Origin of the sequence: Arthrobacter sp. efr-133-R2A-120 (assembly GCF_030209835.1) — a bacterium.
Lineage (GTDB): Bacteria > Actinomycetota > Actinomycetes > Actinomycetales > Micrococcaceae > Arthrobacter.
Genome location: NZ_JARVRF010000007.1, coordinates 143,100 through 170,054, shown reverse-complemented (window position 1 = coordinate 170,054; position 26,955 = coordinate 143,100). Strand labels below are relative to the sequence as shown.

Genomic DNA, 26,955 nt, shown 5'->3' with positions numbered 1-26,955 from the left:
GCGTTCCGCGCCACGTAGGGACCCTGCTGCCCCACTCTAGGAAGGGGCAGGCCCTTTCGTGTCGCGTTCCGCGCCACGTAGGGACCCTGCTGCCCCACTCTAGGAAGGGGCAGGCCCTGCTGCCCCACTCTTGGGGGAAGGGACCCCTCGTTTAGCTGTTCTACAGCTTGACGAAGTACGGTTAAGGGGTGTTGAAAACCGCTCTGAAGCCCCGCTGGATCGCAGGACTTGTCTTCGCGCTCCTGCTCTCCGGGGTGTTTGTGCTGCTCAGCCAGTGGCAGTTCGGCAGATCCACCCAGAGCGACGTCCCAGTTGACGACCCCGCGGTGGAGCAGGTCAAGCCGCTTACCGCGGAATTGCAGCCTGGAACGTTCTTCCCGGGTTCCGCGTCGGACCAAATGGTCAGCGCCAAGGGAAGCTACGACCCCACCAAACAGGTCCTTGTGGAGGGCCGGCTGCTGGCGGGGCAAAAAGGGTACTGGGTAGTGAACGCGTTTGCGGTCGACGGCGCCCCCGTCCTGCACGGCGCCGGCGCATCTGCGAAGACCTGGATCCCCGTGGCCCGCGGCTGGGTCGCCGATCCCGCCCAGGCCGGGCCCCCGCCGTCGGGCACTATTGAATTGACCGGACGGCTTCTGCCGTCCGAGGCACCGGTGCCAAATGTCGACGCCGGAGCGGGCCGCGCGTCTGCGGTTTCGGTCGCGGAACTCATCAACACGTGGGAAGTCTCGAGCTATCCCGGCTTCGTCGCCGCGACGTCGGAAGTATCGGCGGGCAAGACCCTCGCACTTCCGGCGCAGCTGAAGCCCCTGAACATCCCGGCCCAACCCCCCAACCAACAGATCAACTGGCTCAACCTTTTCTACTCCGTGGAATGGGTGGTCTTTGCAGGATTCGCCCTCTACATCTGGTGGCGCATGGTGGCCGATGACTACCGGCGCACCCTCGAAGAAGAAGAAGAGGAAGAGCCCGACGACGAATTCCCGTCAGACGATTTGCCAGCAATTACCAAGCCAGAACAGGTAAAGCCATGATTGAGCCCAAACCGGCCATCCAGCCCGAACAGTCCGGAGAATCCGCCGCCAAGCCAACCGCGGCCAAGAAGCGCCGCTTCGGCGGAACCACGGCCCAGATCCGCTCGGCCCTGAAGTTCTACAAAGTCATGGCATACCTCACCGGCACCATGCTGCTGCTCCTGTGCGCCGAACTCGTTGCACGCTATGTGTTCGGCGTGTATCTCTTCGCCGGCGGTACCAACGCAATCACCGGTCAGCCCTTCGGTTTCGGATTCGCAGACGCCGAGTCCAAGGCGGTCCTTGGCGGAGTCAACGTCTCCGTCGGCGTCCTGATCGTCCACGGCTGGATGTACGTGCTGTACCTGATCTCGGACTTCCGCTTGTGGTCGCTCATGCGTTGGCCGTTCATGAAGCTCATCCTGCTCGCCTTGGGTGGCGTTGTCCCTCTCATGTCCTTCATTGTGGAGAAGAAATTCCACGCGGAGGTAGAGATGGAACTCGCTGCGAATCCGCAGGCATCCAAGCGCTACTGACGGGCCCGCCCCTGCGGACATTGTGAGATCGCTAACGTCGGGACGGTTTGTGGGCTGATTCCCGGCTTCACGACCGGCTTCAAGATGCACCGGGGCATCCCGGCAAAGTAGGCTGTTACGGTGACTACTCCCACCGCACCCTTCAGTTCTGAAGCTCAGACTTCCCAGAAGCCGGTGCTGGTTGTTGACTACGGTGCCCAGTACGCGCAGCTGATTGCCCGCCGCGTCCGTGAAGCGAATGTGTACTCGGAAATTGTTCCGCACACTTTCACCACCGAGCAGCTTCTGGCCAAGAACCCGGCAGCGATCATCCTCTCAGGCGGACCTTCAAGCGTTTATGCCGAGGGTGCCCCGAGGGTTGGCGCGGACCTCTTCGAAGCCGGCGTGCCGGTCTTCGGTATTTGCTACGGCTTCCAGGCCATGGCCAACGCTCTCGGCGGCAAGGTCGCGCAGACCGGTTTGCGGGAGTACGGCGCCACCGAGGCCACCACTGTCGGTGAAGCCCGCTCCATCCTTGCGGGCGTTCCGGACTCCCAGAACACCTGGATGAGCCACGGAGACTCCGTTCATGAGGCTCCTGAAGGCTTCGAAGTCCTGGCGACCACCGCGGGCGCACCGGTAGCTGCTTTCGCCAACGAAGAGAAGCATCTCTACGGTGTGCAGTGGCACCCGGAGGTAAAGCACTCCGTCCACGGCCAGCAGGTCCTGGAGAACTTCCTGTTCAACGGAGCCGGCCTGAAGCCGAACTGGACTACCGGCAACATCCTCGAAGAGCAAGTGGACCGGATCCGCCGGCAGATCGGCGACTCCAAGGTCATCTGCGGCCTCTCCGGCGGCGTCGACTCGGCCGTAGCCGCAGCCCTCGTGCAGCGCGCCGTGGGCGATCAGCTGACCTGTGTATTCGTGGACCATGGCTTGCTGCGCGAAGGCGAAGCCGAACAGGTCGAGCGTGACTTCGTTGCCGCAACCGGCGTCAAACTTTACGTCGCAAACGAGCAGGAGCGATTCCTGTCCGCACTGGCCGGGGTCAGCGATCCCGAGACCAAGCGCAAGATCATCGGCCGCGAATTCATTCGTGCATTTGAGGAAGCAGAACGGGCCATCATCGCCCAGGCTGCGTCCGAAGGCGAGAGCATCAAATTCCTCGTGCAGGGCACCCTGTACCCGGACGTCGTCGAATCCGGCGGCGGCGAAGGTGCCGCGAACATCAAGAGCCACCACAACGTGGGCGGCCTGCCCGAGGACTTGCAGTTCGAACTCGTTGAACCGCTCCGCGCCCTGTTCAAGGACGAAGTTCGTGCCGTGGGCGCGCAGCTCGGCTTGCCGCAGGAAATCGTCGGACGCCAGCCATTCCCCGGACCCGGCCTGGGTATCCGCATTGTCGGCGACGTGAACAAGGAACGGCTCGACCTGCTTCGCAAGGCGGACGCCATCGCGCGGGCCGAACTCACTGCGGCCGGACTCGACAACGACGTCTGGCAGATGCCCGTGGTACTGCTGGCCGACGTCCGCAGCGTTGGCGTGCAGGGCGACGGCCGCACCTACGGACACCCCATCGTGCTGCGACCCGTTTCCTCCGAGGACGCCATGACTGCCGACTGGTCGAGGCTCCCTTACGACCTCCTCGCCAGGATCTCCAACAGGATCACCAACGAGGTTGACGGGGTCAACCGCGTGGTACTTGATGTCACCAGCAAACCGCCGGGAACCATCGAGTGGGAATAGCATTCTGAGTGACCGGTCTCTGCTCCAGAGGCCGGTCACTTTGTATTTCCCCTGAAATCAGGGGTAATTTGCCTTTCGACCAGTGTTGCGGTGCGGACTGCCGGTTGATTCCCGCTACCCTCGAAAGTATGCCGATTTGGTCCAAGTCGTCTCGAGCTAGAACAGAAAAGAAGGCAGCGGTGTCAGTAGGTCAAAGCCACGAAGAGAGCTCCGTAGAGCTCCGGAAATGGCTGTCCGGGCTCAAGCCCGTGACTGGCGCGGACACCATGCTGCGCTTCGTCAAGACTCCGGAAGGGTCGATAGACCTTAGCAACGGCCATCCCTCAGGCCTGGCACAGCTCCTCGCCGGCCGTCGAACCCGGCTTTCCACCCTGATTCGGGACCGCCAGCAGTATCTCGTTGCCGCGCGTGCCGCCAGGAACCTTCGCTCGAAGATTTTCGAATTGGGAAACGACCGGGGGATCGACGCCGGTTATTTGTCCTGCGGCACGGTCGTGTGGACGTCTGCGGTCGGAGGAAAACCCCAACGCGTCTCCGCTCCGGTCATGTTGGCCGCCATCTCGCTTACCGCCCGGCCGGGCGAAGATGACTACGAGCTGCAACTCACCGAGCAAGCGGGCATCAACCCGGCGTTGGTCCGGCATTTGAAGTCCGTCCATGGAATTGTCTTTGACGTCAACGCAGTGAGCCGTATGGCATACAACACTGCGCGCCTCGACCCCCTGCCTGTCCTCGACCGTCTTGCCACACTTGTGCAACCGATCCCCGGTGCCGAGGTAACCCCGAATCTCCTCATCACGACGTTGGCGGATCTGTCCGGGAACCTGGAAGACCCTTGGATCAACGAGAACAGCAGCGTCGTCGCCTCGCTGTTTGAAGCCGCCAACGGCGGGGACGTGGAACCCGAGCCCATCAAGTCCGGGCGGTTCCCGAACCTCGACGAGCGCGACCCCGCCGAAGAATCGCTGCTCCTGGATGCGGATTCGGATCAGCAGTACGTCGTGGATGCCGTCCGGGCGGGCGATTCGCTGGTGGTCAGCAGCCCGCCAGGCAGCGGTCAGACCCAGACGGCCATCAACGCCATCGGCGCCCTCGTCAACGAGGGCAAATCGGTACTTGTCGTGGGCGACAGGCGAGCGAGCCTCAACGGCCTTGCGGCTCATTTTGAAGCCCTGGGCCTTGAATCGATGCTGTTCAGGCCCGGCAACGGTGCCACGCCCCAGCAGCTCAAGAGTCAGCTGGTCAGCGCGATCATCCGCAACGAAAAGTCGCTGGAACCGCAACTTGCGAATCTCCACAAGACCCTGACCGAGCACCGACATGCCCTCATGGACCATGTCGCGTCTTTGCACAACGTACGCCAGCGCTGGGGATGCTCGCCCTATCAGGCAATGCAGTCGCTCGCAGAGCTGACCTCCATCCAGCCTGCCCCCGCCACGACGGTGCGCTTGAAGCGCAGCGTGCTGGACAATATCAAAGACCGGGGTGAGCTCGCTGAAAGACTGCGGCGCGCTGCCGAGCTTGGCAGCTTCAGCCGGGAGTCGACGTCGAGCCCCTGGTACGGAGCACGCCTGGTCACTCGCAAGGAGACCGAGGAAGCCCAGCAGCTGGCCAGTAGTGCCGCGGAACAACTTCCCCGGTTGCGGGAAACGATGAACCAGGTCGCGGAGCACTCCGAAATCCGGCTTGGGGCGAACTTCGCCGAATGGGGCGCCCAGCTTGAGCTCCTGATGGCGGTACGGGAGAGCCTGGACAAGTTCACCCCGGATATTTTCGACCGGCCAGTCCACGACCTGATTTCGGCTACCGCCACCTCCGCTTGGCGACGTGAGCGGGGGGTCGAGATGCCCTCGATGCAACGCTCCCGCTTGCGTCGCGTGGCAAAGGAGTATGTCCGGCCCGGTGTCCACATTGCGGACCTTCACAGCTCCTTGGCGCTCGTTCAGGAACAGCGGGCACTGTGGGCAGAGTACGCGACCACCCAACGCCATCCTGCGGTGCCATCCGGACTCGCGGACTTGGGCGCCAGTTACCGCGAACTGGACCGGGATCTCAGCCGTCTGGGCGATTGCCTCAAGCACACGGCCGGCGGCGGCGACCTCCACGCGACCCGCTACGAAGATCTCGTGGAGCGTCTTGAGCGCCTCGTCGCCGACACCGGGACATTGGAAACGCTCCCGGAGCGCACGCTTCTGGTTGAGAACATGCGCGAGCATGGACTCGGCGAGCTTCTCGCGGACTTGGCGGAACGCGAAGTCCCTGCCGAATCCGTTGCCGCGGAACTGGACCTTGCCTGGTGGCAGTCCGCCCTGGAAGCGATGATCAGCGGCGACGACTACCTCGCGATGTCCGACGGTGATTCCCTTCGCCGCCTCGAAGCCGAGTACCGCCTGGCGGACCACGCGCACATCGCCAGCGGAGCCGCCCGGCTGCGGTGGAGACTCGCCGAAATGTGGCGGGCCGGAATCGCTGAACATCCCCGTCAATCGGAACTCCTGCGGAACCTGATCAAGGACGGCCGCGTTACCCTCTCGGCGCTCAGCGCCCAGGCGCCTGCCCTTGTGGCCCGGCTGGTTCCCGTGTGGTCCATCAGTCCGTACCTGCTGACCAGCCTCCTGCCTGCAGAGCAGAAATTCGATGCCGTGGTGATTCTTGATGCCGAGAGCACCTCCCTGCAGGCCGTGCTGCCGGCCATCGCCCGAGCCCACCAAGTGGTTGCCTTTGGTGACGCTAAGATCGCCAACGCCCGCACCTTCAGCGTTGCCGTGGAGCCTCCCATGGCCGGTGTCGCGAGCCAAGACACAGTTGACAGTGCATTTAGTGCTTTGGCCCGGGTCTTGCCCACGTGGCAGTTGAACTGGGTGTATCGCGCAGTTGATGAAGACCTCGTGCTGCAGCTGAGCAAGAACTACTACGACGGCGGCCTGCGTCGACTGCCGGACGGCCAATCTGTCACCGGGCTGGACCGCTCGGTAGTGGTTGAGTACATCCCGGATGGTACCGGCCTGCCAGGAGCCGATCACGAAGGTGTTGAATCGGTCGCGGCCGAAGTGAACCGCGTGGTCGATCTGGTGTTTGAACACGCCAGTCTGCGGCCAAGGACCTCGCTCGCCGTAGTTACCGCAAGCCTGCGGCATGCCGCAAGGATCGGCGAAGCCATACGGCTCCAGCTTCCCAACTATCCGCTGTTGTCGGGTTTCTTCAACGCCGGCGCTGAGTCCTTCCGCGTGGTGGACTTGGAGCGCGCACAAGGACTGGTCCGAGACCACATCATCTTCTCCCTGGGCTTCGGACGCACTCCGCATGGCCGGGCGTTGCACAGTTTCGGGCCGCTGTCCGTCGAAGGCGGACGAAACAAATTTGCCTTGGCAATGACCCGCTCCCGGAGATCGTTGCACGTCCTGAGCTGCTTCCGTCCGGAGGACCTCGACCTGGACAGGTTGGCTCACGGCGCGGTTGATTTCCATGAACTCCTCGACCGTGAACTGTCGGGGAACTCGGATCTGGGAACGCCGGCCACAAGAGCCGCGGCCAGCGAGCAAGCGCTCGGTGAGGATCCGCTGGTGGCGGATCTGGGCGAGCGACTCCGTGCCCGGGGGGCCCGGGTGTGGCATCACTATGACGGAGCCTTGGACATCGCCGCGGCGGCCGATCCCGTGCACACCATAGGCCGTGACGACACCGAATTGCCCACTCCGGTGGCGATTGAATCGGATGGCACGGAACGATACCGCCGCATGAGCGTCAGGGAGCGCAGTAGGCTCCGGCCCCAGCTCCTGGAGCGCCTCGGCTGGCGCTACATGTCCCTGTGGACCATCGAAGTATTCACGGATCCCTCGTCCTGCGCTGACCGCATCGGGTCCTATCTTGGACTCGAGAAGCCCGTAGCACCCTCGTATGGTGCCGTCCAGGATGGATTCCTGGACGTCGATGTTGAACAATTGGAACTGGACAGTCCCGGGGAGACGGCCGCGGCCAAGCACGGCCGTACCTAAGACACCGGCTCGGGACCGGCCATCCCCTAAGGAAGCGCAATGGCGGAAAGCAAAAGCACCCAATCCAAGCCCCCTGCGGACACCAGTGCCGATGCGGAAGACGCCGACACCGAGTTGGACGAGCAGGAGAAAACAGCATTGAAGCCCGCACCGGAGCCGAAGCCGGCAGGAGAAGGCATTCTGCCCAAGAGGGCCTCGGAAGATGATCCACGCCGTTGGGGTGATGAACCCGGCTACGACCACGACGCCTGGCTCAAGGAGCAAAGGCCGCCCCACTGGGGCTGAACGTTCCATCATGGTCGCGACCATCCGGCGGTGGTCTCGAATCACCGGTTGCCAGAGGGATTGACGAGGACAAAGAACAGTTTCCCGCGCGTGGAAGCTCCGGCCAGGATTTCGGCCTGATGGGGATTGGCAGCGACAACCACCAGGCCGTCCGCGTCGTTCGTGCCCAACCATTGGCTGGCTTTGCCTCCCTGCGCGGACGTCCACAATACCGGGACCGCGGCTGCCAAGAGCTCGGGTTTCTTGCCCGGGTCCTCAAGTCCGCCTTCCGCAGTGAGCACAACGTTGACCAACTGGCCGGGCGAGACCAGCTGAATTGATGCGGGATCGGCCATGCGTAGTGGAACGGCCGCTGTCGCAGGTGCGGTGCCCGTCAGCAGGCCCGGTCCCAGAAGCTGGGCGTCTGTGGGGATCTGCCCCTTCTGCAGGGGCGACGCAAGCTGTCTCCCGCCGTATCCAGTGCTGGAGGTGAGTGCCCCGGCTGGAACTCCATCAGGAAGGACTTCCAGGGGTTTAAGGTCGGAATCCGTCAAACTCAAACCGGCCGGAAGATCCCGCGCGGCGGCCAGGACCGTGGCCCGCTGTTCCGAAGCCGGCGTAAGTTGATGGACAGCGATCCCGACCGCCACGCACAGCAGGAGTGCCACCACGAGGCGGCGGTTGCGGCTCAGCCAGCTACCGAAGCTGCGGTGCCCGGCTTGTCCCGCGGGAGCACCCAGATGCCCGCCAGCCCTGTGAGGAACAGCCTGTAGACGTCGGGTGCGCGCCGTGTTAATGCGTGCTGTCCCATTCGGCGCGAGGAATCTACTGCGCGGAATCGATGAAGGCCCGGCAGGAGTGGGGCCTTGGGCTGCGTTCGGGGTCGCTGGCATACTGCCACGCTAACCGGGCACGCAGGCCCGTGGCAGGGCTCTATTGAGCTATGTGGAAACGTTGAGCTATGTGGAAAAACCGGGAGTAGCTGGAAACCGCAATCAGCTCGCGGCAGCCGCCGGAACAGACGCTGGCGCCGGGGATGCAGCTGGTGCGGCAGGAGCGGCCGAAACGGTGCTTCCCTTGGAGTCCCGGGAATCGGTGCGGTAGAAGCCCGATCCCTTGAAGACGACGCCCACGCTGTTGAACTTCTTGCGCAACGATCCTTGGCATTCAGGGCAGTCGGACAGGGAACTGTCCGTGAAAGCCTGAACGATGTCAAAGGCATGTCCGCAGTCTTTGCAGGCATAGGCATATGTGGGCACTGGTGATCCTCCTCCGGGACGAACTACAGGTCCTGTGCTGCCAAGCCGGATTGTTCCGTCCATTAGCAGTCCCAGGGCCTGAGTGCCAATTCTATCATCCGGCATCCAGGCCGGTACCACAGATGTGGCGGAGTAGACAGGCCGGCAAAGCCTCGTCATGCTGGCGGAACCAGCCGGACTATCCGGTGGGGGGTAAGCGCCTCCGCCACGGGCTTATCGAACGGTTCGGCCGGGATCGTCCCGGCCGGCAGCACCTCATGGTCATATACGACGGCTACAGTCGGCGGACGCTGCCCGTCGGCGTCGAGCTTGTCGAGGAGGCGGTCGTAGTATCCGCCCCCTTGGCCGATGCGGTTTCCGCTTTCATCGACAGCGGTGGCCGGGAGGAAGATTCCACTCGCATCCTTGATGATGTCACTGTCGAATCGTTCGCCCACCGGCTCGTCAATCGGTGCGTACTTTGAGCGGACAAAAACCGCCTCCGGTGTCCAATAGACCCAGCTCAGACGCCGTTCCGGTTCACAGACGGGAAGAAGGACCTTGTGCCCGGCCGCATGCAGAGCCGCAAGCAAGGGCATTGTGGGCGGCTCGGCGGCTACTCCGACATAGGCCGCAAAAGTCGCCGGCTTCCCGTGGGCAACGGTATCCGCCCATGAGAGGCCACCGCGGGCAATCCCCGTTCCAGCGTCGGCGCGCTCTTGCCCGGTCAAGGCGAGCCGCCGGTTCCGGTTGTCCCGGCGGATGTCGTCTTTCAAAGTCACTTTTGCTCCAGTTCTCGTTGCTGAGCGGCTCAGGGGCGGGGAAGGCCCGGCGGGATCCCTTCCCTCCGGCACCTTCCTTTTTGCCCATTGTCCAGTTCCTTCCGTTAGATTAGTCCGGTGACTTCCAATAACTGCGCCGTCCGCAAGGCCGTTATCCCCGTTGCCGGACTCGGCACCAGGTTTCTGCCTGCCACAAAGGCCATGCCCAAAGAGATGCTTCCGGTAGTCGACAAGCCGGCCATCCAATATGTTGTCGAAGAAGCCGTGAGCGTCGGGCTCAATGACGTCCTCATGATCACAGGCCGCAACAAGCGCGCGCTGGAGGACCACTTCGACCGGGTACCGGCTTTGGAAGCGACCCTGGAGGCCAAGGGAGACACCACCAAGCTGGACTCGGTGCAGGCTACCAGCAACCTCGGCGACATTCACTACGTCCGTCAGGGCGACCCCAAGGGGCTGGGACACGCAGTGTTGCGTGCAAAGCAGCACGTCGGGTACGAACCTTTCGCCGTTCTTCTCGGTGACGACCTCATCGACGCCCGGGACACGCTCCTTAGCGACATGATCGAAGTCCAGCACAAAACCGGTGGTTCCGTTGTAGCCCTCATTGAAGTCGAGCCTTCCCAGATCAGCGCCTATGGCTGTGCGGACATCGAGGATATCGGCGAGGACGGCTACGTCCGCATCAAGCAACTTGTGGAAAAGCCCGCTGTCGATGAAGCTCCGTCGAACTTGGCCGTGATTGGCCGATACGTGCTTCACCCCTCGGTTTTCGACGTCCTCGAGAAAACCGAACCGGGCCGTGGGGGAGAGATCCAACTGACAGATGCGCTTCAGGTTCTCGCTGCGGGCGAAGGCGAAGGCAGCGGTGTTTATGGAGTCGTTTTCCGCGGCCGTCGGTACGACACCGGGGACAAGCTCAGCTATCTCAAGGCCTGCGTCCAGCTTGCCTGCGACAGCGAAGACCTCGGGCCCGGCCTGCGTGAGTGGTTGCCGGGCTTTGCCGCCGGCCTCAGCAAGTAGGTCCTTGTGTGGGGGTCGGCCATCTGGCCGGTGACGCTCGAATGCGGCGACCTCGTCTTGCGTCCCATCCAATACCGGGACAAGAAGGAATGGACCGAGGTCCGCTCACGCAATAGTGATTGGCTTGCGCCCTGGGAAGCCTCCAACCCGGCCCCGGGTGGCCGCCTACCGAACTATCGGCAGATGGTGGCGTCCCTTAACGCGCAGGCTCGGCAAGCGAGTGCCCTTCCGTTCGTGATCACGGAACGTATTCCCGGGTTCCATGAGCCTAGGATCGTAGGCCAGTTGACGGTCTCCTCGATTATGTGGGGATCGGCCATGACGGCCACGCTCGGCTACTGGGTCGACCAGGCCCGGGCCGGTCGCGGAATAGCGCCCACAGCGGTTGCCATGGCGACCGACCATTGCTTTGAAGCCCTTGGCTTGCACCGGATGGAAATAAACATCAGGCCCGAGAACGGGCCGAGCCTACGGGTTGTCGAGAAGCTGGGATTCCGCGACGAAGGCCGCCGTGAGCGTTTCCTTCACATCAATGGAGAATGGGCAGACCATCGAAGCTTTGCGTTGACCTCGGAGGAGGTCCCTGGGGGCCTGCTGGCTGCTTGGCTTAGACGCGGAGTCAACTAGTCCGCTTGGGTGAATGAGGGTCATAAATCCATTGATTTGCCGACTCTCCGACGACACACCGTTGGCAATGCGGTGGCCCCTGCGTATTTGCTTCTACGGTTTTGATTGTGGACTTCCCTCTCAGCAGCTCGGTGATATTGGTCATTGCTGTCGCGCTGTGGATTGTTTGGGTTGCGCCATACATACTGCGGAATCGTCGCCAGCACGTCCAGGTGGCGGGTGACATACCAGCAGATGTGATCGACGAAGACGCTCATGAACTGCAAGCCGGGGTGGTTCTGTCAATCACCCCTCGGCAGGAGAAAGCAATGGAAACCATGCAGAGCACCCCTACCGCATTGCCCGAGGTCTCGGCCGACGCCGGCGAACGGCGTGATGCTGCATCGGATGCGGGGGCCTTCAAAATCAGATACGGGCGCTGCGCTCTTGCCCTCGCCGGTCTTCTCCTGCTGCTCACGGCGGCCGTTTCCGGCGTGTTGCGCATCCTGGGCCTCGTTTCGGCCTGGGTGCCACTGGTATCCATCGTCGGCGTGGTCGGGACCGTCTTCCTGCTTCGCCGGCTGGCCATCAGGGATCGCAGGGCGAGGATGAACAGGGCCTTCCGCAATGCAATGGGTCCCACAGTTGAGAGTCCCCGCGTAAGTCTTCCAGCATCGGACCGCCCGGCCACCAAGATTTTCGACGCCGAAGCCCACGCCCGTGAGTCGACGCGCCTGACCGCCGTCGAACTTCGTCAGGCTGCCCTCAACGTTGCCGTCGCCGCCGGCGACAACACGGTCCGGTTTACGGCGGAATCCAAGGAATCCGAATGGCAGCCCGTGGACGTGCCCAAACCAACATACGTCGACGCCGCCAAGGCGCCTCGACCGGCACCGGAACCCCTCGACTTGCCTGAGGCTCCCAAGCCCCTCGGCAAGCCCGCCTTGAAGCCGGCCAGCGCGCCGGCCGCGGTCGTGGCGGTCCAGGCGCAGCACGGCAAGCCTCAGAGCGCCCTCAGCAACCTCGACGACGTTCTGCAGCGCCGCCGGGCATAGCCTCCCTTGACTACCGTCTGCGTGGCAGGTGGCACGGGACAAGTGGGCCGTGAAGTCGTCCGTTTGGCGCTCGACGCCGGACTTGACGTGACGGTGCTGAGCCGCCGCCCGCCGTCGGGCACGTCACGAGCCCATCACGACGGCGCTCGCTACTTTCAGGCTGATGTCACCACAGGCGCTGGGCTCGCGGAAGCCCTCCGCGGGGCCGACGTCGTGATCGATTGCCTGGAAGGGCAGTTCGGGAAGGCCCGCAAGAATTACGCCGACGGCGGCGCACGCCTGCTTGCCGCAGCCTCCGGTGCCGGCGTTCGCAAGGCGGTTCTCCTCTCGATCATCAACTGCGACAGGAGCGCGGCGGCCTTTTATATCTCCAAAGCAGCCAAAGAGCGGGTCTACGCGACGTCGGAGCTTGAGACGGTTGTTGTGCGGGCCACCCAGTTCCACAGCCTGGTGGCGGCGGTTTTCCACGCCGGGGCCAAAGTCCGCCTGATCCCTGTCTTCAAGGGCGCGCGCTTTCAAACTATTTCGCCGTCAGACGTGGCGTTCGAGTTAGTTGCCGAAGGCATGGGGGAGCCTTCAACGGAGCGACACCGGACACGGACCATCGGCGGTCCGGACATCCGAACCATGCGTGAACTCGCTGAGATCTGGCGAAAAACTACGGGGCATGCCGGTCGGATCGTGGAGGTGCCGTTGCCGGGTGCGATGGGCGAATATCTTCGGAAAGGCCTGAATTTGGTCCCAAGCCAGCGCACGGGGATAGACACGTTCGAGTCTTGGTTGGCAAAGCGCGAAGATAGTTTGTAGCCTAGGGACACTGGCAACGCACAGTTGACGGGGCTATAGCTCAGTTGGTAGAGCGCTTCGTTCGCATCGAAGAGGTCAGGAGTTCGAATCTCCTTAGCTCCACAGTGAAGGCCCTCCCACCTGCGGAAACGTTGGGTGGGAGGGCCTTTCTTGGGGTTATAGGCCAAAGCGTGTGTAAATCCCGGGTGTGTCATGAACGTCCTGGCCAGCCTGCGCGGCGCCACAGGCCTTCCTCGGCGCTGAGCCCGGTGCTGTAGAGCTCTGGGCCGGGGTGCTGCTGCGTGGGGGTAGTGGCTTTGGTCTTGGGCGGTCGGTGGTGGCGGGTTTCCATGGGTTTGGCCGGCGGCAGGGGCTGTTCGCTGTGCAGGTAGAGGTACCACTCGATGGCACGTTTCTGGTGTTCCTGGCTCATGCCCCGGTGTGCCCGCAGCAGGAGCCGGAGCTGGGCGTTCGTGCCGCCTTCGATCCTGTTGGTCGTCGAGGCGATGTCCAGTCCGGCGTATTCGCCTTCGAGGTAGGTAAGGAGCATGCCCGCCTGGCCGAGGCGTTCCAGGAGCCGGTAGGCCTTGCGGAGCCTGTCGTGCGTGTACCACCAGGACTGGCTCGGCCGCACCCATCCCGGGACCATCGCAGTCGTGGTCCGGTAGGTGCGGGCTTTGACGAGGTCCCCGTGCTGTTGGTGCCAGTCATGGAGCGCTGCCAGCCAGGCCGCCGCTTCCGCCGGGGCGTGGATCCTGGTCAGGGCCCGTCCCAGCCGAAGCAATGCTTTGCCCGCCTCGGTCCTGGGCCGACCGGTCAGGTAGGTGCGGACGTTGCGCTGGACATGGACCAGGCAGCGTTGCACCGCTGTTTCGGACCAGCACTCCGACAGGGCCGCCGCGATCCCGGAACCATCGTCGGTGATCACGACCCGCGGGGCCGGAAAGCGCCCAAGCAACGCCGCCCAACGGCGATCAGGCAGCACCACGAACCGACGTAGATCCCATCGACCTGGATCTGGTCATGGACCTCCCCGGTCACCGGGATCCGCGGGGCAACGTTCCAGCACCAGGCCGGGCGGCGCCGGAATGGCCGGGCGGCGCCGGAATGGCCGGGCGGCGCCGAACGAGGCCAGCGATGACTGATTGGAGGTGCCTGTCAGCCAGCCAAGGAACGCCTCGAGTTCGGAGCGTCTGCTGACGTCCTGGCGTTCACCGGACACTGGGAAGCAAGCCCCTCCCATACACACCTTTTGTCCTATAACCCGGGTTATGTGGCGACCTCTCGACGCGCAAATTACCCGGGGATGCGCTAGATCCCTGTCGACACCTGAATACAGGTGTCGACGTGGATTTGGCGTGTCGCCCAGCTTTTGCTGTAGCGCTCGGCCCTGGGCTTGGTCATGTCCGTCCCGGGATCACCTCCGCTGGGATGTCGGATTCTACTCAATCATTCGAATGGACAAATCCCGGGCCCGCGGAATCACGGGACCGGTAACTTCGGCGAAGAGAATGATCCAGCAGAATCCGACGGGTGTCCATGGATCGTCGACCTGGATCTGGTCATGGACCTCCCCGGTCACCGGGATCCGCGGGGCACGTTCCAGCACCAGGCAATGCGGCGGCGGAATGACTGGGCGGTGCCGAACGAGGTGAGCGAAGACCCCAGGCTTTGATGAAAACATGCCGCAGGCGACAGTAATCGTTGAAGGTTTGACTGTTGCGGGCGGAGGGGAGTTTCTCCAGTTGCTATGCGGAAGCGCAAACTGCGTAATCGAGCGAGGGCCGCTTTCCAAGCCGAACACTCTCGCGGAATGCGAAGCCCGCTGAGCTCTCCCTATGAGTTCCAGTGATAATGGCCATTCTTGTCCGGGCCCTTGCCTCCGCAGGTGTAGATATTGCCTGCGGCGGAAATTCCTTGCATTCCAACGTCGGCGTTTGGGCAGAAAGCACCAGGGATCACCCCTTGCACCAAGTTTGTGGCTGGAGCAGGAGCTGGAGCCGGCGGCGCTGCTGGGGCGGCGGGTACTGCGGCCGGCGGCGCTACTGGGGCTGGGGGTGCTGCCGGAACGATGGGTGCCGCAGGTGCTGCGGGTACGACTGCGGCTGTAGTTGGCTCGGTAGAGATGATCTGGGTCGGAGACGGCGTCGGTGTCGGAGTGGGCGTCACGCTGGGCGACACGGCTGGGCTCGAGGTGGGAATATCTGAAGCCGACGGGCTCGGACTTGCCGAAATTGAAGCTGGAGCAGTGGAGGGCTGGCTTGAGATGGAAGGCTGCACATGCGAAGCCGGCGCAATCGGGGTGGCGGCGACGGCGCCGCCCATGGCGACGAAACCGATAACCAGGCATCCCGCAAATGCCGCGAGGCCCATCTTGCGGCTCGGGAGATGGGCCCAGGACCGCCGTCCGGTGACCATTGTGTACAAGGCCGTGACGAGGAGGAAAACGAAAAGGAGCAGAACCCATACAGCGGGGGCGCCTGTTGTAAAGGTCAAAATAACCATCAGCAGTGTAGCGGCCAAGCCCACTTGGGTGGAGTGGCCAAGAGATCGGATGGTTTTCAAATTATCCCCCAAATTATGTGAGAGCCAGGCATAGGCCGCTCGCGATTGATAAGTCCACTTATTAGTACAGGACAAAAGTGGCATTTGGAATGCGTGAAACGAAATTGCCCCGTTATGTCTCTCGACGGCCCGCCCTCCATGAAGTCGTGAGCCCACGCAGATTGAGCACGATCGTTGGGGCGGCAATGCTCCTGGCAGGTGATCAGGCATTGGCCCGATCTGGCGCCCGGAGGCCGTGTGCCGTGGAAGGATCCGCGCTCCGCGTCAGCTCATCCGCTCAGCCAGGGACACGATGATTCCCTCTGGACCGCGCACGTACGCCATACGCCAGGCTCCCTCATACTGGCCGATGCCACCGACCAGTCCGTATCCCTCCGCAGCCAGCCGGTCGACGTGCGCCTGAAGATCATCGACTTCGAAGGACAAACTGCGCAGTCCGAGTTCGTTGGCCATCGCGGCGGGCGATCCCGGCACCGGATCTGGCCGGACGAAGCTGGATAGCTCCACCCCTGTTCCTCCGTCAGGCGTCCGCAACATGACGATCTCCGTACGGGAATCAGGGATCGCTATGACAGTGTCGATGAAGTCGCCCTCCACGAATGTCCGGCCCTCGATCTCAAGCCCGAGTCCAACGAAGAACGCCGTCACGTGGTCGAGGTCCTGAACGGTGACACCGACGTGGTCGAACCGCATGATGCGCGACATAAAAAGCCTCCAGGTGTTCGTTGCACGGCCCAGGACGGAGCCTACCGCGGACTTTACGGCGGATTCATCACGGGAGAAAGACTCCTGGGCGTACTGAGGGTCGTGCATATGGTGCTGCACCTGAGTGCCGTTCGCAGACGGCCTTAGGAACCGGTCATCTTCTGCCCATGTCAGACTGAACCCATGTGTCCCCGTTCCGTGAAGCCATCTACCCCGTCCGACAGTCGAGAAGGCGGAGGCCCGACGCCGACGAGCAGCGCCGGCCGCCATCTCGCCCTGAGACTCGACGATGCCTGGCTCAGGTTCCAGACGCGTCTCGCGATCCGGCGCGGCCGCGTGGAGACCGTCATCCCTTATACCGGTTACGGCACCACTTCCTGGGTCCGGGTGTTGGCGCGCGTTGTCCGTAGCGATCTTCGGGACACGGGGAGCGGTGCTCAGGAATGTGCGCTCAAACCGTTGCAGGATGGCATGCGCGGCTGGCGCAACTTCACGAGTGCGCCCGTGGCACACGCCGCCGTGCGCGTGACCATCGCAGGCACCGTCCATGACGTCGAAGCCGACCGTGGAGGTGTGGTTGACGCGCGTCTCCCGGTAGCCCTCGACGCCGGCTGGCATACAATCTCCGTACAATCCGGGGGATCCAGGATCGTGGAGGCCCCAGTGCAGATCGTCGGAGACGACACAGACTTCGGTGTCGTCTCCGACATCGACGACACCGTGATGGTCACGGCGCTGCCCCGCCCGTTCCTTGCCGCCTGGAACACCTTCGTGCTCGACGAACACGCGAGGACCCCGACGCCGGGCATGGCTGTGCTGTACGAGCGGATCGTGAGGACGGCGCCGTCGGCGCCCGTGGTGTACTTGTCGACCGGAGCGTGGAACGTCGCTCCGACGCTGTCGCGCTTCCTGTCCCGCAATTTGTATCCCGCCGGTCCCAAGCTCCTGACCGACTGGGGTCCCACCCCCGACCGTTGGTTCCGCAGCGGCCAGGAGCACAAGAGGACCTCTCTGGAACGTCTCGCATCGGAGTTCCCCGGCGTCAAGTGGCTGCTAGTTGGCGACGACGGACAGCACGACGAGGCGATCTACGCCGAGTTCGCCCAATGCCATCCGCAGAACGTCAGGGCCATCGCGATCCGTCAGCTCTCGGTGGGCGAGGCGGTGCTCGCAGGCGGGCGGTCGAAGTCCGCAGCTCAGCCCACCCCTGGGATCCCTTGGATCTACTCTCCGGACGGTGCGGGGATGTCGGCCCAGCTCGAGCAGTTGGGCATCATCCGGCGCAGCGTCCGGTCCGCTGGCGTGCCGGAAACCTCGTAGGGCTGCGGCCGACCGACGTCGGGAACCGCCCCGGCAGTACTCAATAGCATCTCCGGGCCTCCTGTATTTTTGCGCCGACAAGCGCCCTATGTTGCCCGCTAGTAGCAGGTCGTACCATCAGAACAGGGCACTCTGGCGTAGCGGGGGAGCTTGCCCAATCTCACGACAAATAGACCACTAGGCCAAGGGGTCTTTCACCATAATCTGGAGGTTGACGTGACAACTGCAATCATCGGAATCGGTAACATCGGGTCCAGTGTCGCCCGCCATCTTGTTCAGGGCGGCGAGCTTGTCGTCTTGGCGGCCCGCGATGAATCCCATGCTGAATCGTTGGCCGCCGAGCTCGGCGCGTTGGCGAGTTCGGCGAGCGTCGTCGATGCCGTGTCACAGGCTGATGCTGTCCTGATGGCCGTCTGGCTCGACACTGAGAAGGAACTCATCTCCCAATTGTCAGAGGCGCTGGTCGGCAAAGTGGTAATCGACCCGACCAACCCGATCGGACCTGATGGCCACGGCGGCTATACCACTACGCTGCCGGAGGGCCAATCAGCAGCCTCGATCGTGGCAGATCTGCTCCCTGCGGGTGCTCACTTCGTGAAGGCCTTCGGCACGCTGGGCGCCGACGCCCTAGCTTCGGCAGCCAACCGGCCATCCGAGCGGGCAGTTCTGTTTTACGCAACCGACGACGACGCGGCGGCCGAAACGGTGGAAAGGCTCATTCGTATCGCTGGTTTCGATCCGGTCAAAGCCGGAGGAATCGAGGCTGCCGGCAGGCTGGAGCTCATGCGAGGGGACCTTCACCAGAATGGCGGGCTTGGTGGAAGGCTTCTGAATGCCGACGAGGCGCGTGCCGCGCTCTAGCGCCGATCGCGGCAGCTGACGCCGTGAAGGCCCTCCGAGCTGCGGAAACGCAGGATTGGAGCGCCTTCGTCTTGCCGGTCCTAACTAGACGAAAACGGATAGCAGCAGCGTGAATCCGAATCCGACGAGGGAAATTATGGTTTCCATGACTGACCAGGTCTTGATCGTTTGCCCCACTGTCAGTCCGAAGTATTCTTTGACCAGCCAGAAGCCCGCGTCGTTCACATGGGAGAAGAATAGCGATCCGGCACCAATTGCGAGCACAACCAGGGCTAGCTGAGCCGGCGACAAACCGGTTGCCAGGGGTGCGATAATTCCGGCGGCCGTGACCGTAGCAACAGTCGCCGAGCCGGTGGCGAGGCGAATCAGTACTGCGATGATCCAGCCCAGTACCAGGGCCGACAGGCTGGCAGCTACCGCGATCTTGGCGATCGCGGTTCCGGTACCGCCGTCGACGAGTACTTGTTTGAAGCCGCCGCCCGCGCCGACGATCAGCATGACCCCGACAATCGGCAACAGGCTCTCGCCGATCTTCTTCGTCAGGATGGAGGCGGAGAAACCGACCCGTGTACCGAAGGTCACCATTGCCAGAAGCACCGCCACGAGCAGCGCAAAGACCGGATCGCCGATGAAGTCCAGCAAGGGCCGGAGCGGTGCGCTCTTGTCCATCCAAATGTCTGCCCCGGCTTTGATCAGCATGAGCACCAACGGCGACAGCAGGGTCACCAGGGTCCAGCCAAAGGACGGGCTGCGAGTGGCTTGCGGATCTTGGGCCTTGCCTACGGGTGCGTCGCCGCGCGAACTTGCGGCTTTTGCGCCGGGGCCTTGCGACCTGGCCGGCTCGGCGCTATCGCCGGCTCCAACGGTAACGGCGAGGCCAGCACCTGCGGCTCCGATCGGCACGATCCGTGCGGCGAGACGGCCAAAGAGGGGACCTGCGATGATGACGGTCGGAATGGCTATGAGCAGTCCAAACGCGAGGGTCACACCCACATTGGCGTGCAGGATGCCGATCGCGGCCAACGGGCCCGGGTGTGGCGGGATGAACCCGTGGAGCACCGACAAGCCGGCCAAGGCCGGAATGCCAAGACGCATTGCCGGGCCCTTGGAACGGTGCACGGCCAGCATCACAACGGGTATGAGTAGCACGAGCCCGATCTCGAAAAACATGGGGATGCCGATAATGCCGGCGATGAGCGCCATCTTCCAAGGCAGCGTTGCAGGCCGGCCATGGAGAAGCGTGTCCACGATCTTGTCTGCGCCGCCGGAATCAGCCAACAGCTTGCCCAGCATGGCTCCCAACGCGATGAGCACACCGACGTAGCCCAGCACGCCGCCGACCCCATTTTCGTAGGAGGTGGTCACCTTGTCCAAGGCGATACCCGAGGCGATGCCGACGAAGAGGGCGCCGATGCTCAACGCCAGGAAAGCATGCATCTTTGCCCAGACGATCAGCAAGACGACGATCGCGATGCCGACGGCGGCCACCACAAGTACTTGGGTATCGTGGGCGGTCCATGGCTGATGCATCGCGTCCGTGGTGGCGTCTGTGGCTACCCCGGCGAGGGGCCTGCTGAGGATGGAGATTCCGTTCATGGTTCTCGTCCTGTTCCGCTCGGCCGCAGGCCGAACTTGTCCATGATTTGTTGGGCAATCACTCCTGGAGCCGGACCAACGTCGATCCGGATTCCGGGCTCACCCGGGGACAGTTCCTCAAGCTCCGCGAACTGACTCCCCAACATACTGGCGGGCATGAAATGGCCGTGGCGTTCGGCCAGCCGTGCGCTGATAGTCTCGGGCGTCCCGGACAGAAAAACGAAGACGACGCCTGAACCCCGGCGATTAATAATGTTTCGATAAGACCGTTTGAGCGCCGAACAAGTGATGACGCCGTTTTCCCCATGATCCAGCCTCTGGTCGACCCACTCGGCAACCTTCTCCAGCCAGGGATATCTGTCCTCATCCGTGAGCGGATGTCCAGCTGCCATCTTGTCGATGTTTGTTTGGGGATGCAAGGCATCGCCTTCTTCGAAGGGCCAGCCAAGCCGCCCTGCAAGGAGGGCGGCAACCGTGGACTTTCCGGAGCCGGAAACGCCCATGACAACCAGCACAACCGGTTTGGCCAGAGGGGGTGTCGCCAGGTCAAGAGGGTCCATGGAGCACATCTTGGCAGCACGTTGGCCCCTGTGCCATAGCGAATCGCAGCGGATCTCTTGGCGGCCAGGCCCCGGGAGCGCCGGCCTAACGACGGCTCATTCGCGGCGCTGTTCGATCTCGGACAGGAGCGGCAATTCCCGAACGGCAGCCGAGGTGGCAATCCAGCAAGCTGAAATCACGACGCCGGAGCTCGCCACAGCGAGTACGGCACTGGTCGGAAGGAACAGGGCTAGAACGCCGGCCAGAGCTGCGCCTATCGGGTCGATACCCCACGTGAGGACCCTGCTTGCGGAAGAGAATCTCCCGAGGGCTACGTGGGGAATAAGAAGCTGTTTAGTGTTTCCGTTCCGGTGATGTTGACCATCACACATGACGCCCAGAATCATGGAGAGTAGGCCGATGATTCCTCCGAGTGCTCCGGCGATTCCGATCTCGGCCGGTGTCATTGATCCACTCCGCAGTGCTTGCGTGACATAGACCGACTGGATCGCCGTGGTGAATAGGTTGAAATGGGCAATCGACAAGGTGACTGGCCACATCACGCGATCCCGGATGAGAATTGCGAATCCTGAACCCAGCGACAAGAAATAATTCCTGAAAGTGAATGTTTCCGACGCCTGCCGATCTTCCCGGATCTGGCCAATCGCCGGCGCTGACACTAGATACGTGACCGCATCCGAAATAAAGAGGGCCACAGGTGAGAGTATCTGCAGGAGTATTCCGGCCGTCGCTCCAGCACCAATGTCGCCAGCGGATCTGATTCCCGCGACCCAGGTGTTCGCCGTCGTCAGCTTGGAACGATGGGCGACACTCGGGAGGAGAGCTGCAAAGGCGCTGTCGTAGAGCCCGGTCAGTCCAGACACAAGGAAGGCCGCAATCACGAGGGCGAGCAGTGACAGGTTTCCCGTGAGAAACAGAACGGCCATCGCGCTGAGGACCAGTGCTCGAAGTCCCGACATCAGGGACATGAACCGCGTCCTGCGGCGCGCCATGATTGTTGCCAATATTTGGCAATCGGTTGTCAAGCTGTGTCAATCTGGCTAGACTCGAGGCGAACGCATGCCCGCGAACTACGATTTGGCGCCATTTGCCGCCGTGCGGGCGAACGGATCCAAAGGAGATTTCCGTGACTGAAACCAATGCCGTGTGGAGCCTGTCCGGTTTCGGCGACGAAGTAGATCCCGATCCCGTGGTCCAGGCAGCCGTCCTGCTGGCCCTCGGTGCCAGCCATATCGAAGTGCGCAGCGCCTGGGGCACTAATGTCTCCGAACTCGAGCCGGAAACGGTCGAGCGCCTCAAAGCCATCTTGGACGAGAAGGGCCTGAAGGTTTCCGCGGTCGCGAGTCCGATCGGCAAGGTCGACGTCAGTATTCCCGTGGAACATGAGCTCGCGCGGTTGCGCCAGATTGTTTCTGTGGCCAAGGGGCTCGACACCAAATACATCCGCATCTTCTCCTTCTACCGAGCCGAAGGGCAGAGCCCAGAAGATATCCGCGACTCAGTCATGGAGCGCATGACCGCACTTACGAACGAGGCGGCCGCGTCCGGCGTCGTCCTCCTGCACGAAAACGAAAAGGGCATCTACGGCGACACGCCCGAGCGCGTCCTCGACATCATGGAGACTGTCGATTCACCCGCGCTGCGCGTTGCGTGGGACAGCGCCAACTTTGTCCAGGTGGGCGTCAAGCCGTACACGGAGGGCTACGCCGTGCTGCGCCCCTACCTGGAGTATTTCCAAGTCAAGGATGCTGTCAGCGGGACGGGTGAAGTGGTGCCTGCCGGCGAAGGGGACGGCGAACTGGACGCCACCATCGCCGCGCTCAAGGCCGATGGCTTTGCCGGTTTCGCATCGCTGGAACCGCACCTTGCAAGCACCCACGAGCTGGGCGGATTCTCCGGACCCGTCGCCTTCGGCGCTGCAGCGCGGGCCTTTGCGGCACTCGCAGCCAAGAACGGTGTTGCCCTCCCCTGAGGGCCTGTAGGTTCAAAGGAAAACATCTTTCGAGGGAGAAGAATGCCTACAGCAGCAGTCATCGGTTGCGGCGATGTATCGAGCGTGCACTTCGGTGCAATCGCCAAAATGGACGACGTTGAACTCGTGGCGGTCTGCGACACCGACGCCGGTCGCCTCCAGGCGGCAACGGCCGCCTACGGCGTGCCGGGTTACGCGGACTACCTGGAGATGCTCGAATCAGTGAGGCCCGACGTCGTGCATATCTGCACTCCGCACCACCTGCATGCCTCGCTGGCTGCGGACTGCCTTGAGCGCGGCGTCAGCGTGATCGTCGAGAAGCCCCTCGCCCACACCCTTGAAGAGGGGCGGCGGCTGGTCGAGGCGGCTGAACGGAGCACCGCGAAGATCGCCGTATGTTTCCAGAACCGCTACAACGCGACGTCGCAGGCCATGCGGAGGCTGCTCGACGACGGCGGGCTGGGCCAGGTTCTCGGCGCCTCGGCAACCGTGATGTGGCACCGGACGGCCGAGTACTACCGTGACAGGCCGTGGCGCGGCACCTGGGCCGAAGGAGGCGGCGGCCTCATGATGAACCAGGCCATCCACACGGTGGACCTGCTCCAGTGGCTCGTGGGTGACGTGACCAAGGTGGAGGGCAACGCGTCCACGCGCTCGCTGGGCGGGGTGATCGAGGTGGAGGATACGGCGGAATTCATCGCCGGGCACGCCAATGGTGCCACCAGCGTCTTCTACGCCACCCTGGCGAACGCCACCAACGCACCGGTGACGCTGGATATCGTGACCGAAAAGGCCACGCTAAGCCTCCGGGGCGACCTCATTGTCAGCTACACCGACGGCACTGTGGAAACAATCGCGGAACGGGCCTTGGAATCGGGTGGGCGCGCGTATTGGGGCGTATCCCACGAACTCCTGATCAAGGACTTCTATGCCAAGCTCGGGGATCCTGCTCCCTTCTGGATCAGCCCCGCGGAAGCCGAAAAATCACTCAGGATCGTCAAAGACATCTACGCCCAAAGCTACCCGGAAATTTCCGGGCAAGTGGGCTAACCACGCGGCCCTTGGGGCCCGGAACTAACGGAGGACAAAGTGGCCAAAATTGGCGTGCAGGCAATGATGCTGAAGGGCGGTTTTGCCGAAGCCGGGGCGTTTGAAACGCTCCGCAAGGTCAGTGCGATCGGGTACAACGCCGTCGAGATTTCCCAGATCCCGATGACACCGGAAAACGTTGACGAACTGGACCGCTCCCGGAGCGAACTGGGCATGGACATCGCGGCGCTTTCGGTCGCCATGGAGACGCCCAAGGGCATGCCCGGCGACTCCCTCAAGGACCACTTCGATAAGATCGTGGACGACGCAAAGCGGCTGGACAGCCACCTCCTGCGGATTGGCATGATGCCGTTCCCGGCCATGAAGTCGATCGACGCCGCGGTGGACTTCGCGAAGCAAGCCAACGAATACGCCGAACGCCTCCGTGAACACGGCATCGGACTGTATTACCACAACCACCACATCGAGTTCGCGAAGTTCGACGGCAAATACATGCTGGATATCATTGCCGAAAACTCCCCGGCCATGGGCATGGAAATCGACGTGCACTGGGTGCAGCGCGGCGGACTCGACCCCGTCCGGACCCTCGCCAAATACGCCGGACGCACGGCCATGGTGCACCTGAAGGACTACCGGATCGGACAGTTGCCCGAAGAATCCTTCGGGCTCCTGGAATCGGGGGACATCGCGGGTTTCATGGCCGAGTTCAAGAACGTGGTCCAGTTCGCCGAAGTGGGGGAAGGCAATCTTGACTTCCCGTCCATCATTCCCGCGGCCCAGGCCGCCGGCGCGGAGTACCTGCTCGTGGAGCAGGACGAGCTTTACGGCCGCACGGTGTGGGAAGCGCTGCAGACTTCCTACGACAACCTGGTGGCCATGGGCCACGCCGACCTCTTCTAATCCCTCAACAACGGAGATCCACTCATGAGCAAGAAAGTACGCCTTGGCATCATCGGTCTGGGCCAGCAGGGCGGCACGTACGCCAAGTTCATCACTGACGGCCTGGTGCCGAACATGGTGATCGGCGCCATCTGCGACACCGATCCTGCAAAGAAGGAACTGGCAGCTTCGCGGTACCCCGATGCGCCTTTCTACGACGACTACATCGCCATGCTTGAAGGCGGCGACGTCGACGCGATCGTCACGTGCGTGCCCCACTACCTGCACCCGGAAATGGGCATCGAATCGCTCAAGCGCAACATCCACGCCCTCGTGGAGAAGCCCGCCGGTGTCTACACCAAGCAGGTCAAGGAGCTCAATGAGTTCGCGGCCTCCAAGCCTGAGCTTTCCTTCGGCATCATGTTCAACCAGCGCAACAACCCTCTCTACAAGAAGCTCAAGGAGATCGTAGACAACGGCGATATCGGCAGCATCCGCCGCACCAACTGGATCATCACCAACTGGTGGCGTCCGCAGGGCTATTACAACTCCAGCGAATGGCGCGCGACGTGGGGCGGCGAAGGCGGCGGCGTACTGGTCAACCAGGCACCCCACCAGCTCGATCTGTGGCAGTGGATCTGCGGCGTGCCGAAGTCCGTCTACTCCAAGGTGGCGTACGGATTCCGGCGGGACATCGCCGTGGAAGACGAGGTCACCGCCGTCGTGGACTACGGCAACGGTGCAACCGGTGTCTTTGTCACGGCGACGCACGACCTTGTGGGCACGGACCGCTTCGAGATCCTGGGCGACCAGGGCAAGATCGTGGTGGAAAACAGCAAGACCGCGACAGTCACCCGCCTCGTCAAGCCCGAGCGCGAACTCAGCGACGGCATGGACATGGACGATGTCCGCAAGCTCTTCATGGGCGAATTGAAAGCCGAGGACTACTACACCACCGAGGTGATCGAGTTCGAGTCGGCCTGGGGTGGCCAGCACGCAGGAGTTTTGGAGAACTTCGCGGCCAACATCCTGGACGGCACTCCGTTGTTGGCTCCCGGATCGGACGGCATCAAAGGCGTCCGCCTGGCCAACGCCATCCACCTGTCAAGCTGGACCGGCAGGGAAGTCCCCCTGGACTTCGACGAGGAGGAGTACATGCGCGAGCTCAATAAGCGCATCAGCGAAGAAGGCAAGTTCGCCGAACGCTCCTAGTCGGCAGGGCACTCAAGCAGGGCGCTTAAGCAGGGCGCATAAGCAGCGCGGTCGCCGGCCGAATGGTTGGCAACCGTCCTGCTTTTTGTTGCCATACCAGATTACGATGGAGCCGTGACTGAAGCGACGAATTCCGGAGCAGCAACTTTCCCCGCCAAGCGTGGACGCGGGGAGAGATCCTCGCCCACCATTTACGACATCGCGAAGCTGGCGGGAGTCAACCCATCTACGGTTTCGCGCGCGCTGAGCAAACCGGGCAGGGTCAGTGCCAAGACCCAGAAGATCATCGAGGATGCCGCCGAGCAGCTGAACTACCAGGTGAACCCCTTCGCCCGGGCACTTCCCACCGGCCGTACCCAGACGATCGGACTGATCGTCGCGGATATCACCAACCCGACCTTCTTCGACATCATCCGCGGTGCGGAAACCACGGGGTCCGCCCGGGACTACACCCTGGTGCTGGCCGAGTCCGCAGAGTCCCCTGAAACCGAACTCATTGCGGCCCGCAGGATGTTGAGCACGGTGGATGGCCTGATTCTGGCGAGCCCCCGCATGGACGACGAAAAGATCCGGGTCTTGGCTGCGGACAAACCGGTGGTCGTGATCAATCGCGAAATAGAGGGAGTGCCGTGTGTGGTCCCGGACGTCAACAAGGGGATCAGCCAGGCCGTGCGGAGCCTTGCGGCCAACGGCCACCAGCAGCTTGCTTACGTTGCGGGGCCGCCGCAGTCCTGGATGTCGCGCCGCCGCTGGGAAGGCGTCCAAGCCGCCTGCGATTGGTACAAATTGGAGGCGGTCCGCTTGGAATCGTCCAAGCCGACCGTCGACGGCGGCCGCCAAATAGCGCGCGACGTCCTGGCGAGCGGTGCGACGGCGGTGATTACCTACAACGATCTCCTCGCCATAGGCCTCATGCAGGAGCTTCAGGCCGCCGGCGTGCACGTTCCGGACCAGATCAGCATCGTGGGCTTCGACGACATCTTCGGGGCAGACTTCACGACGCCGGCGCTCACCACTGTGAGGTCGCCGCTGGGGGAGTGCGGTTCCCGCGCCGCCGGCCTGCTGCTGGACATGTTGCTCGGCAATGATGGGCCCGAGGGAGCCGTCCGCGTGGACACGGAGCTCGTGGTGCGCGGCTCCAGCGGACGGCTGATCGCCTAGTTTCGAGCGACTATCCAATGCAGATGCAACGAGATGGCAATAGTTGGCAA

General features: G+C 62.9%; 25 protein-coding genes and 1 tRNA gene. 17 read left to right on the top strand and 9 right to left on the bottom strand.

The window, feature by feature from the left end:
* Positions 1-188 precede the first annotated feature (188 nt).
* From QRN52_RS05275 to QRN52_RS24000, 5 genes are all read left to right on the top strand, one after another.
* Positions 189-1,034 carry an SURF1 family protein gene (locus QRN52_RS05275; protein WP_284751702.1) on the top strand — a complete coding sequence of 282 codons (846 nt, stop codon included), beginning with the start codon at positions 189-191 and terminating at the stop codon, positions 1,032-1,034.
* Complete coding sequence (locus QRN52_RS05270; protein ID WP_284751701.1) at positions 1,031-1,549, top strand: DUF3817 domain-containing protein; 519 nt, start codon at positions 1,031-1,033, stop codon at positions 1,547-1,549. Before QRN52_RS05275 ends, QRN52_RS05270 begins: the two co-directional genes overlap by 4 nt.
* Positions 1,550-1,669: 120 nt before the next feature.
* Entirely contained in the window at positions 1,670-3,274 is a 1,605-nt protein-coding gene (guaA, locus tag QRN52_RS05265; RefSeq protein ID WP_284751700.1) for a glutamine-hydrolyzing GMP synthase, read from the top strand.
* Positions 3,275-3,402: 128 nt separating this feature from the next.
* The gene (locus tag QRN52_RS05260) at positions 3,403-7,269 is read left to right on the top strand and encodes an AAA family ATPase (RefSeq protein ID WP_502869693.1); all 3,867 of its coding nucleotides are present in this window, start codon (positions 3,403-3,405) and stop codon (positions 7,267-7,269) included.
* A 39-nt stretch (positions 7,270-7,308) separates the two neighbouring features.
* Complete coding sequence (locus tag QRN52_RS24000) at positions 7,309-7,554, top strand: hypothetical protein (RefSeq protein WP_390278824.1); 246 nt, start codon at positions 7,309-7,311, stop codon at positions 7,552-7,554.
* A gap of 41 nt (positions 7,555-7,595) precedes the next feature.
* Here the strand turns inward: QRN52_RS24000 and QRN52_RS05255 are convergent, their stop codons facing one another.
* The 3 genes from QRN52_RS05255 to QRN52_RS05245 form a co-directional block, all read right to left on the bottom strand.
* A complete protein-coding gene (locus tag QRN52_RS05255) occupies positions 7,596-8,426 on the bottom strand; it encodes an RcpC/CpaB family pilus assembly protein (RefSeq protein WP_350225125.1) in 831 nt (276 codons plus the stop codon).
* Positions 8,427-8,528: 102 nt separating this feature from the next.
* Complete coding sequence (locus tag QRN52_RS05250; RefSeq protein ID WP_059387425.1) at positions 8,529-8,792, bottom strand: FmdB family zinc ribbon protein; 264 nt, start codon at positions 8,790-8,792, stop codon at positions 8,529-8,531.
* Between the two features lie 155 nt (positions 8,793-8,947).
* Entirely contained in the window at positions 8,948-9,553 is a 606-nt protein-coding gene (locus tag QRN52_RS05245) for a 5-formyltetrahydrofolate cyclo-ligase (protein ID WP_284751699.1), read from the bottom strand.
* Positions 9,554-9,670: 117 nt separating this feature from the next.
* Between QRN52_RS05245 and galU the strand changes: the two genes are divergently transcribed.
* The 5 genes from galU (at position 9,671) to QRN52_RS05220 (ending at position 13,146) form a co-directional block, all read left to right on the top strand.
* Entirely contained in the window at positions 9,671-10,576 is a 906-nt protein-coding gene (gene galU, locus QRN52_RS05240) for a UTP--glucose-1-phosphate uridylyltransferase GalU (RefSeq protein WP_284751698.1), read from the top strand.
* A 6-nt stretch (positions 10,577-10,582) separates the two neighbouring features.
* Positions 10,583-11,203 carry a GNAT family N-acetyltransferase gene (locus tag QRN52_RS05235; protein WP_284751697.1) on the top strand — a complete coding sequence of 207 codons (621 nt, stop codon included), beginning with the start codon at positions 10,583-10,585 and terminating at the stop codon, positions 11,201-11,203.
* A 308-nt stretch (positions 11,204-11,511) separates the two neighbouring features.
* On the top strand, positions 11,512-12,237 hold the full coding sequence (locus tag QRN52_RS05230) for a hypothetical protein (RefSeq protein ID WP_350225124.1): 726 nt from the start codon (positions 11,512-11,514) through the stop codon (positions 12,235-12,237).
* Positions 12,238-12,258: 21 nt separating this feature from the next.
* Positions 12,259-13,044 (top strand): SDR family oxidoreductase, encoded by a 786-nt coding sequence (locus QRN52_RS05225; RefSeq protein ID WP_284751714.1) that lies wholly within the window; start codon positions 12,259-12,261, stop codon positions 13,042-13,044.
* 29 nt (positions 13,045-13,073) lie between these two features.
* Positions 13,074-13,146, top strand: a tRNA-Ala gene (locus QRN52_RS05220).
* A gap of 88 nt (positions 13,147-13,234) precedes the next feature.
* On the opposite strand, the gene QRN52_RS05215 is transcribed toward QRN52_RS05220, so the two are convergent.
* The 3 genes from QRN52_RS05215 to QRN52_RS05205 form a co-directional block, all read right to left on the bottom strand.
* Entirely contained in the window at positions 13,235-14,011 is a 777-nt protein-coding gene (locus tag QRN52_RS05215) for a transposase (RefSeq protein WP_284751696.1), read from the bottom strand.
* Positions 14,012-14,464: 453 nt separating this feature from the next.
* Positions 14,465-14,707, bottom strand: a complete 243-nt coding sequence (locus QRN52_RS05210) for a hypothetical protein (RefSeq protein WP_284751695.1) — start codon at positions 14,705-14,707, stop codon at positions 14,465-14,467.
* Positions 14,708-15,852: 1,145 nt separating this feature from the next.
* The gene (locus QRN52_RS05205; RefSeq protein ID WP_284751713.1) at positions 15,853-16,293 is read right to left on the bottom strand and encodes a VOC family protein; all 441 of its coding nucleotides are present in this window, start codon (positions 16,291-16,293) and stop codon (positions 15,853-15,855) included.
* A 183-nt stretch (positions 16,294-16,476) separates the two neighbouring features.
* On the opposite strand from QRN52_RS05205, the gene QRN52_RS05200 reads away from it, so the two are divergent.
* Positions 16,477-17,613 (top strand): App1 family protein phosphatidate phosphatase, encoded by a 1,137-nt coding sequence (locus QRN52_RS05200; protein WP_284751694.1) that lies wholly within the window; start codon positions 16,477-16,479, stop codon positions 17,611-17,613.
* A 216-nt stretch (positions 17,614-17,829) separates the two neighbouring features.
* Positions 17,830-18,474 (top strand): NADPH-dependent F420 reductase, encoded by a 645-nt coding sequence (locus tag QRN52_RS05195; RefSeq protein ID WP_284751693.1) that lies wholly within the window; start codon positions 17,830-17,832, stop codon positions 18,472-18,474.
* A gap of 84 nt (positions 18,475-18,558) precedes the next feature.
* Here the strand turns inward: QRN52_RS05195 and QRN52_RS05190 are convergent, their stop codons facing one another.
* The 3 genes from QRN52_RS05190 to QRN52_RS05180 form a co-directional block, all read right to left on the bottom strand.
* A complete protein-coding gene (locus QRN52_RS05190) occupies positions 18,559-20,070 on the bottom strand; it encodes a GntT/GntP/DsdX family permease (RefSeq protein ID WP_459341133.1) in 1,512 nt (503 codons plus the stop codon).
* Positions 20,067-20,630, bottom strand: coding sequence for a gluconokinase (locus QRN52_RS05185; protein ID WP_284751692.1), 564 nt, complete (start codon positions 20,628-20,630; stop codon positions 20,067-20,069). The genes QRN52_RS05190 and QRN52_RS05185 overlap by 4 nt, the downstream gene beginning before the upstream one ends.
* Before the next feature lie 96 nt (positions 20,631-20,726).
* Positions 20,727-21,599 (bottom strand): MFS transporter, encoded by an 873-nt coding sequence (locus QRN52_RS05180; RefSeq protein WP_284751691.1) that lies wholly within the window; start codon positions 21,597-21,599, stop codon positions 20,727-20,729.
* 158 nt (positions 21,600-21,757) lie between these two features.
* On the opposite strand from QRN52_RS05180, the gene QRN52_RS05175 reads away from it, so the two are divergent.
* The 5 genes from QRN52_RS05175 to QRN52_RS05155 all read left to right on the top strand — a co-directional run bounded on the left by QRN52_RS05175 (position 21,758) and on the right by QRN52_RS05155 (position 26,905).
* On the top strand, positions 21,758-22,603 hold the full coding sequence (locus tag QRN52_RS05175) for a sugar phosphate isomerase/epimerase family protein (RefSeq protein WP_284751690.1): 846 nt from the start codon (positions 21,758-21,760) through the stop codon (positions 22,601-22,603).
* A gap of 42 nt (positions 22,604-22,645) precedes the next feature.
* Complete coding sequence (locus QRN52_RS05170; RefSeq protein WP_284751689.1) at positions 22,646-23,653, top strand: Gfo/Idh/MocA family protein; 1,008 nt, start codon at positions 22,646-22,648, stop codon at positions 23,651-23,653.
* Positions 23,654-23,692: 39 nt separating this feature from the next.
* The gene (locus QRN52_RS05165; RefSeq protein WP_284751688.1) at positions 23,693-24,553 is read left to right on the top strand and encodes a sugar phosphate isomerase/epimerase family protein; all 861 of its coding nucleotides are present in this window, start codon (positions 23,693-23,695) and stop codon (positions 24,551-24,553) included.
* 24 nt (positions 24,554-24,577) lie between these two features.
* The gene (locus QRN52_RS05160) at positions 24,578-25,744 is read left to right on the top strand and encodes a Gfo/Idh/MocA family protein (protein ID WP_284751687.1); all 1,167 of its coding nucleotides are present in this window, start codon (positions 24,578-24,580) and stop codon (positions 25,742-25,744) included.
* 114 nt (positions 25,745-25,858) lie between these two features.
* The gene (locus QRN52_RS05155) at positions 25,859-26,905 is read left to right on the top strand and encodes a LacI family DNA-binding transcriptional regulator (protein WP_284751686.1); all 1,047 of its coding nucleotides are present in this window, start codon (positions 25,859-25,861) and stop codon (positions 26,903-26,905) included.
* Positions 26,906-26,955: the final 50 nt, after the last annotated feature.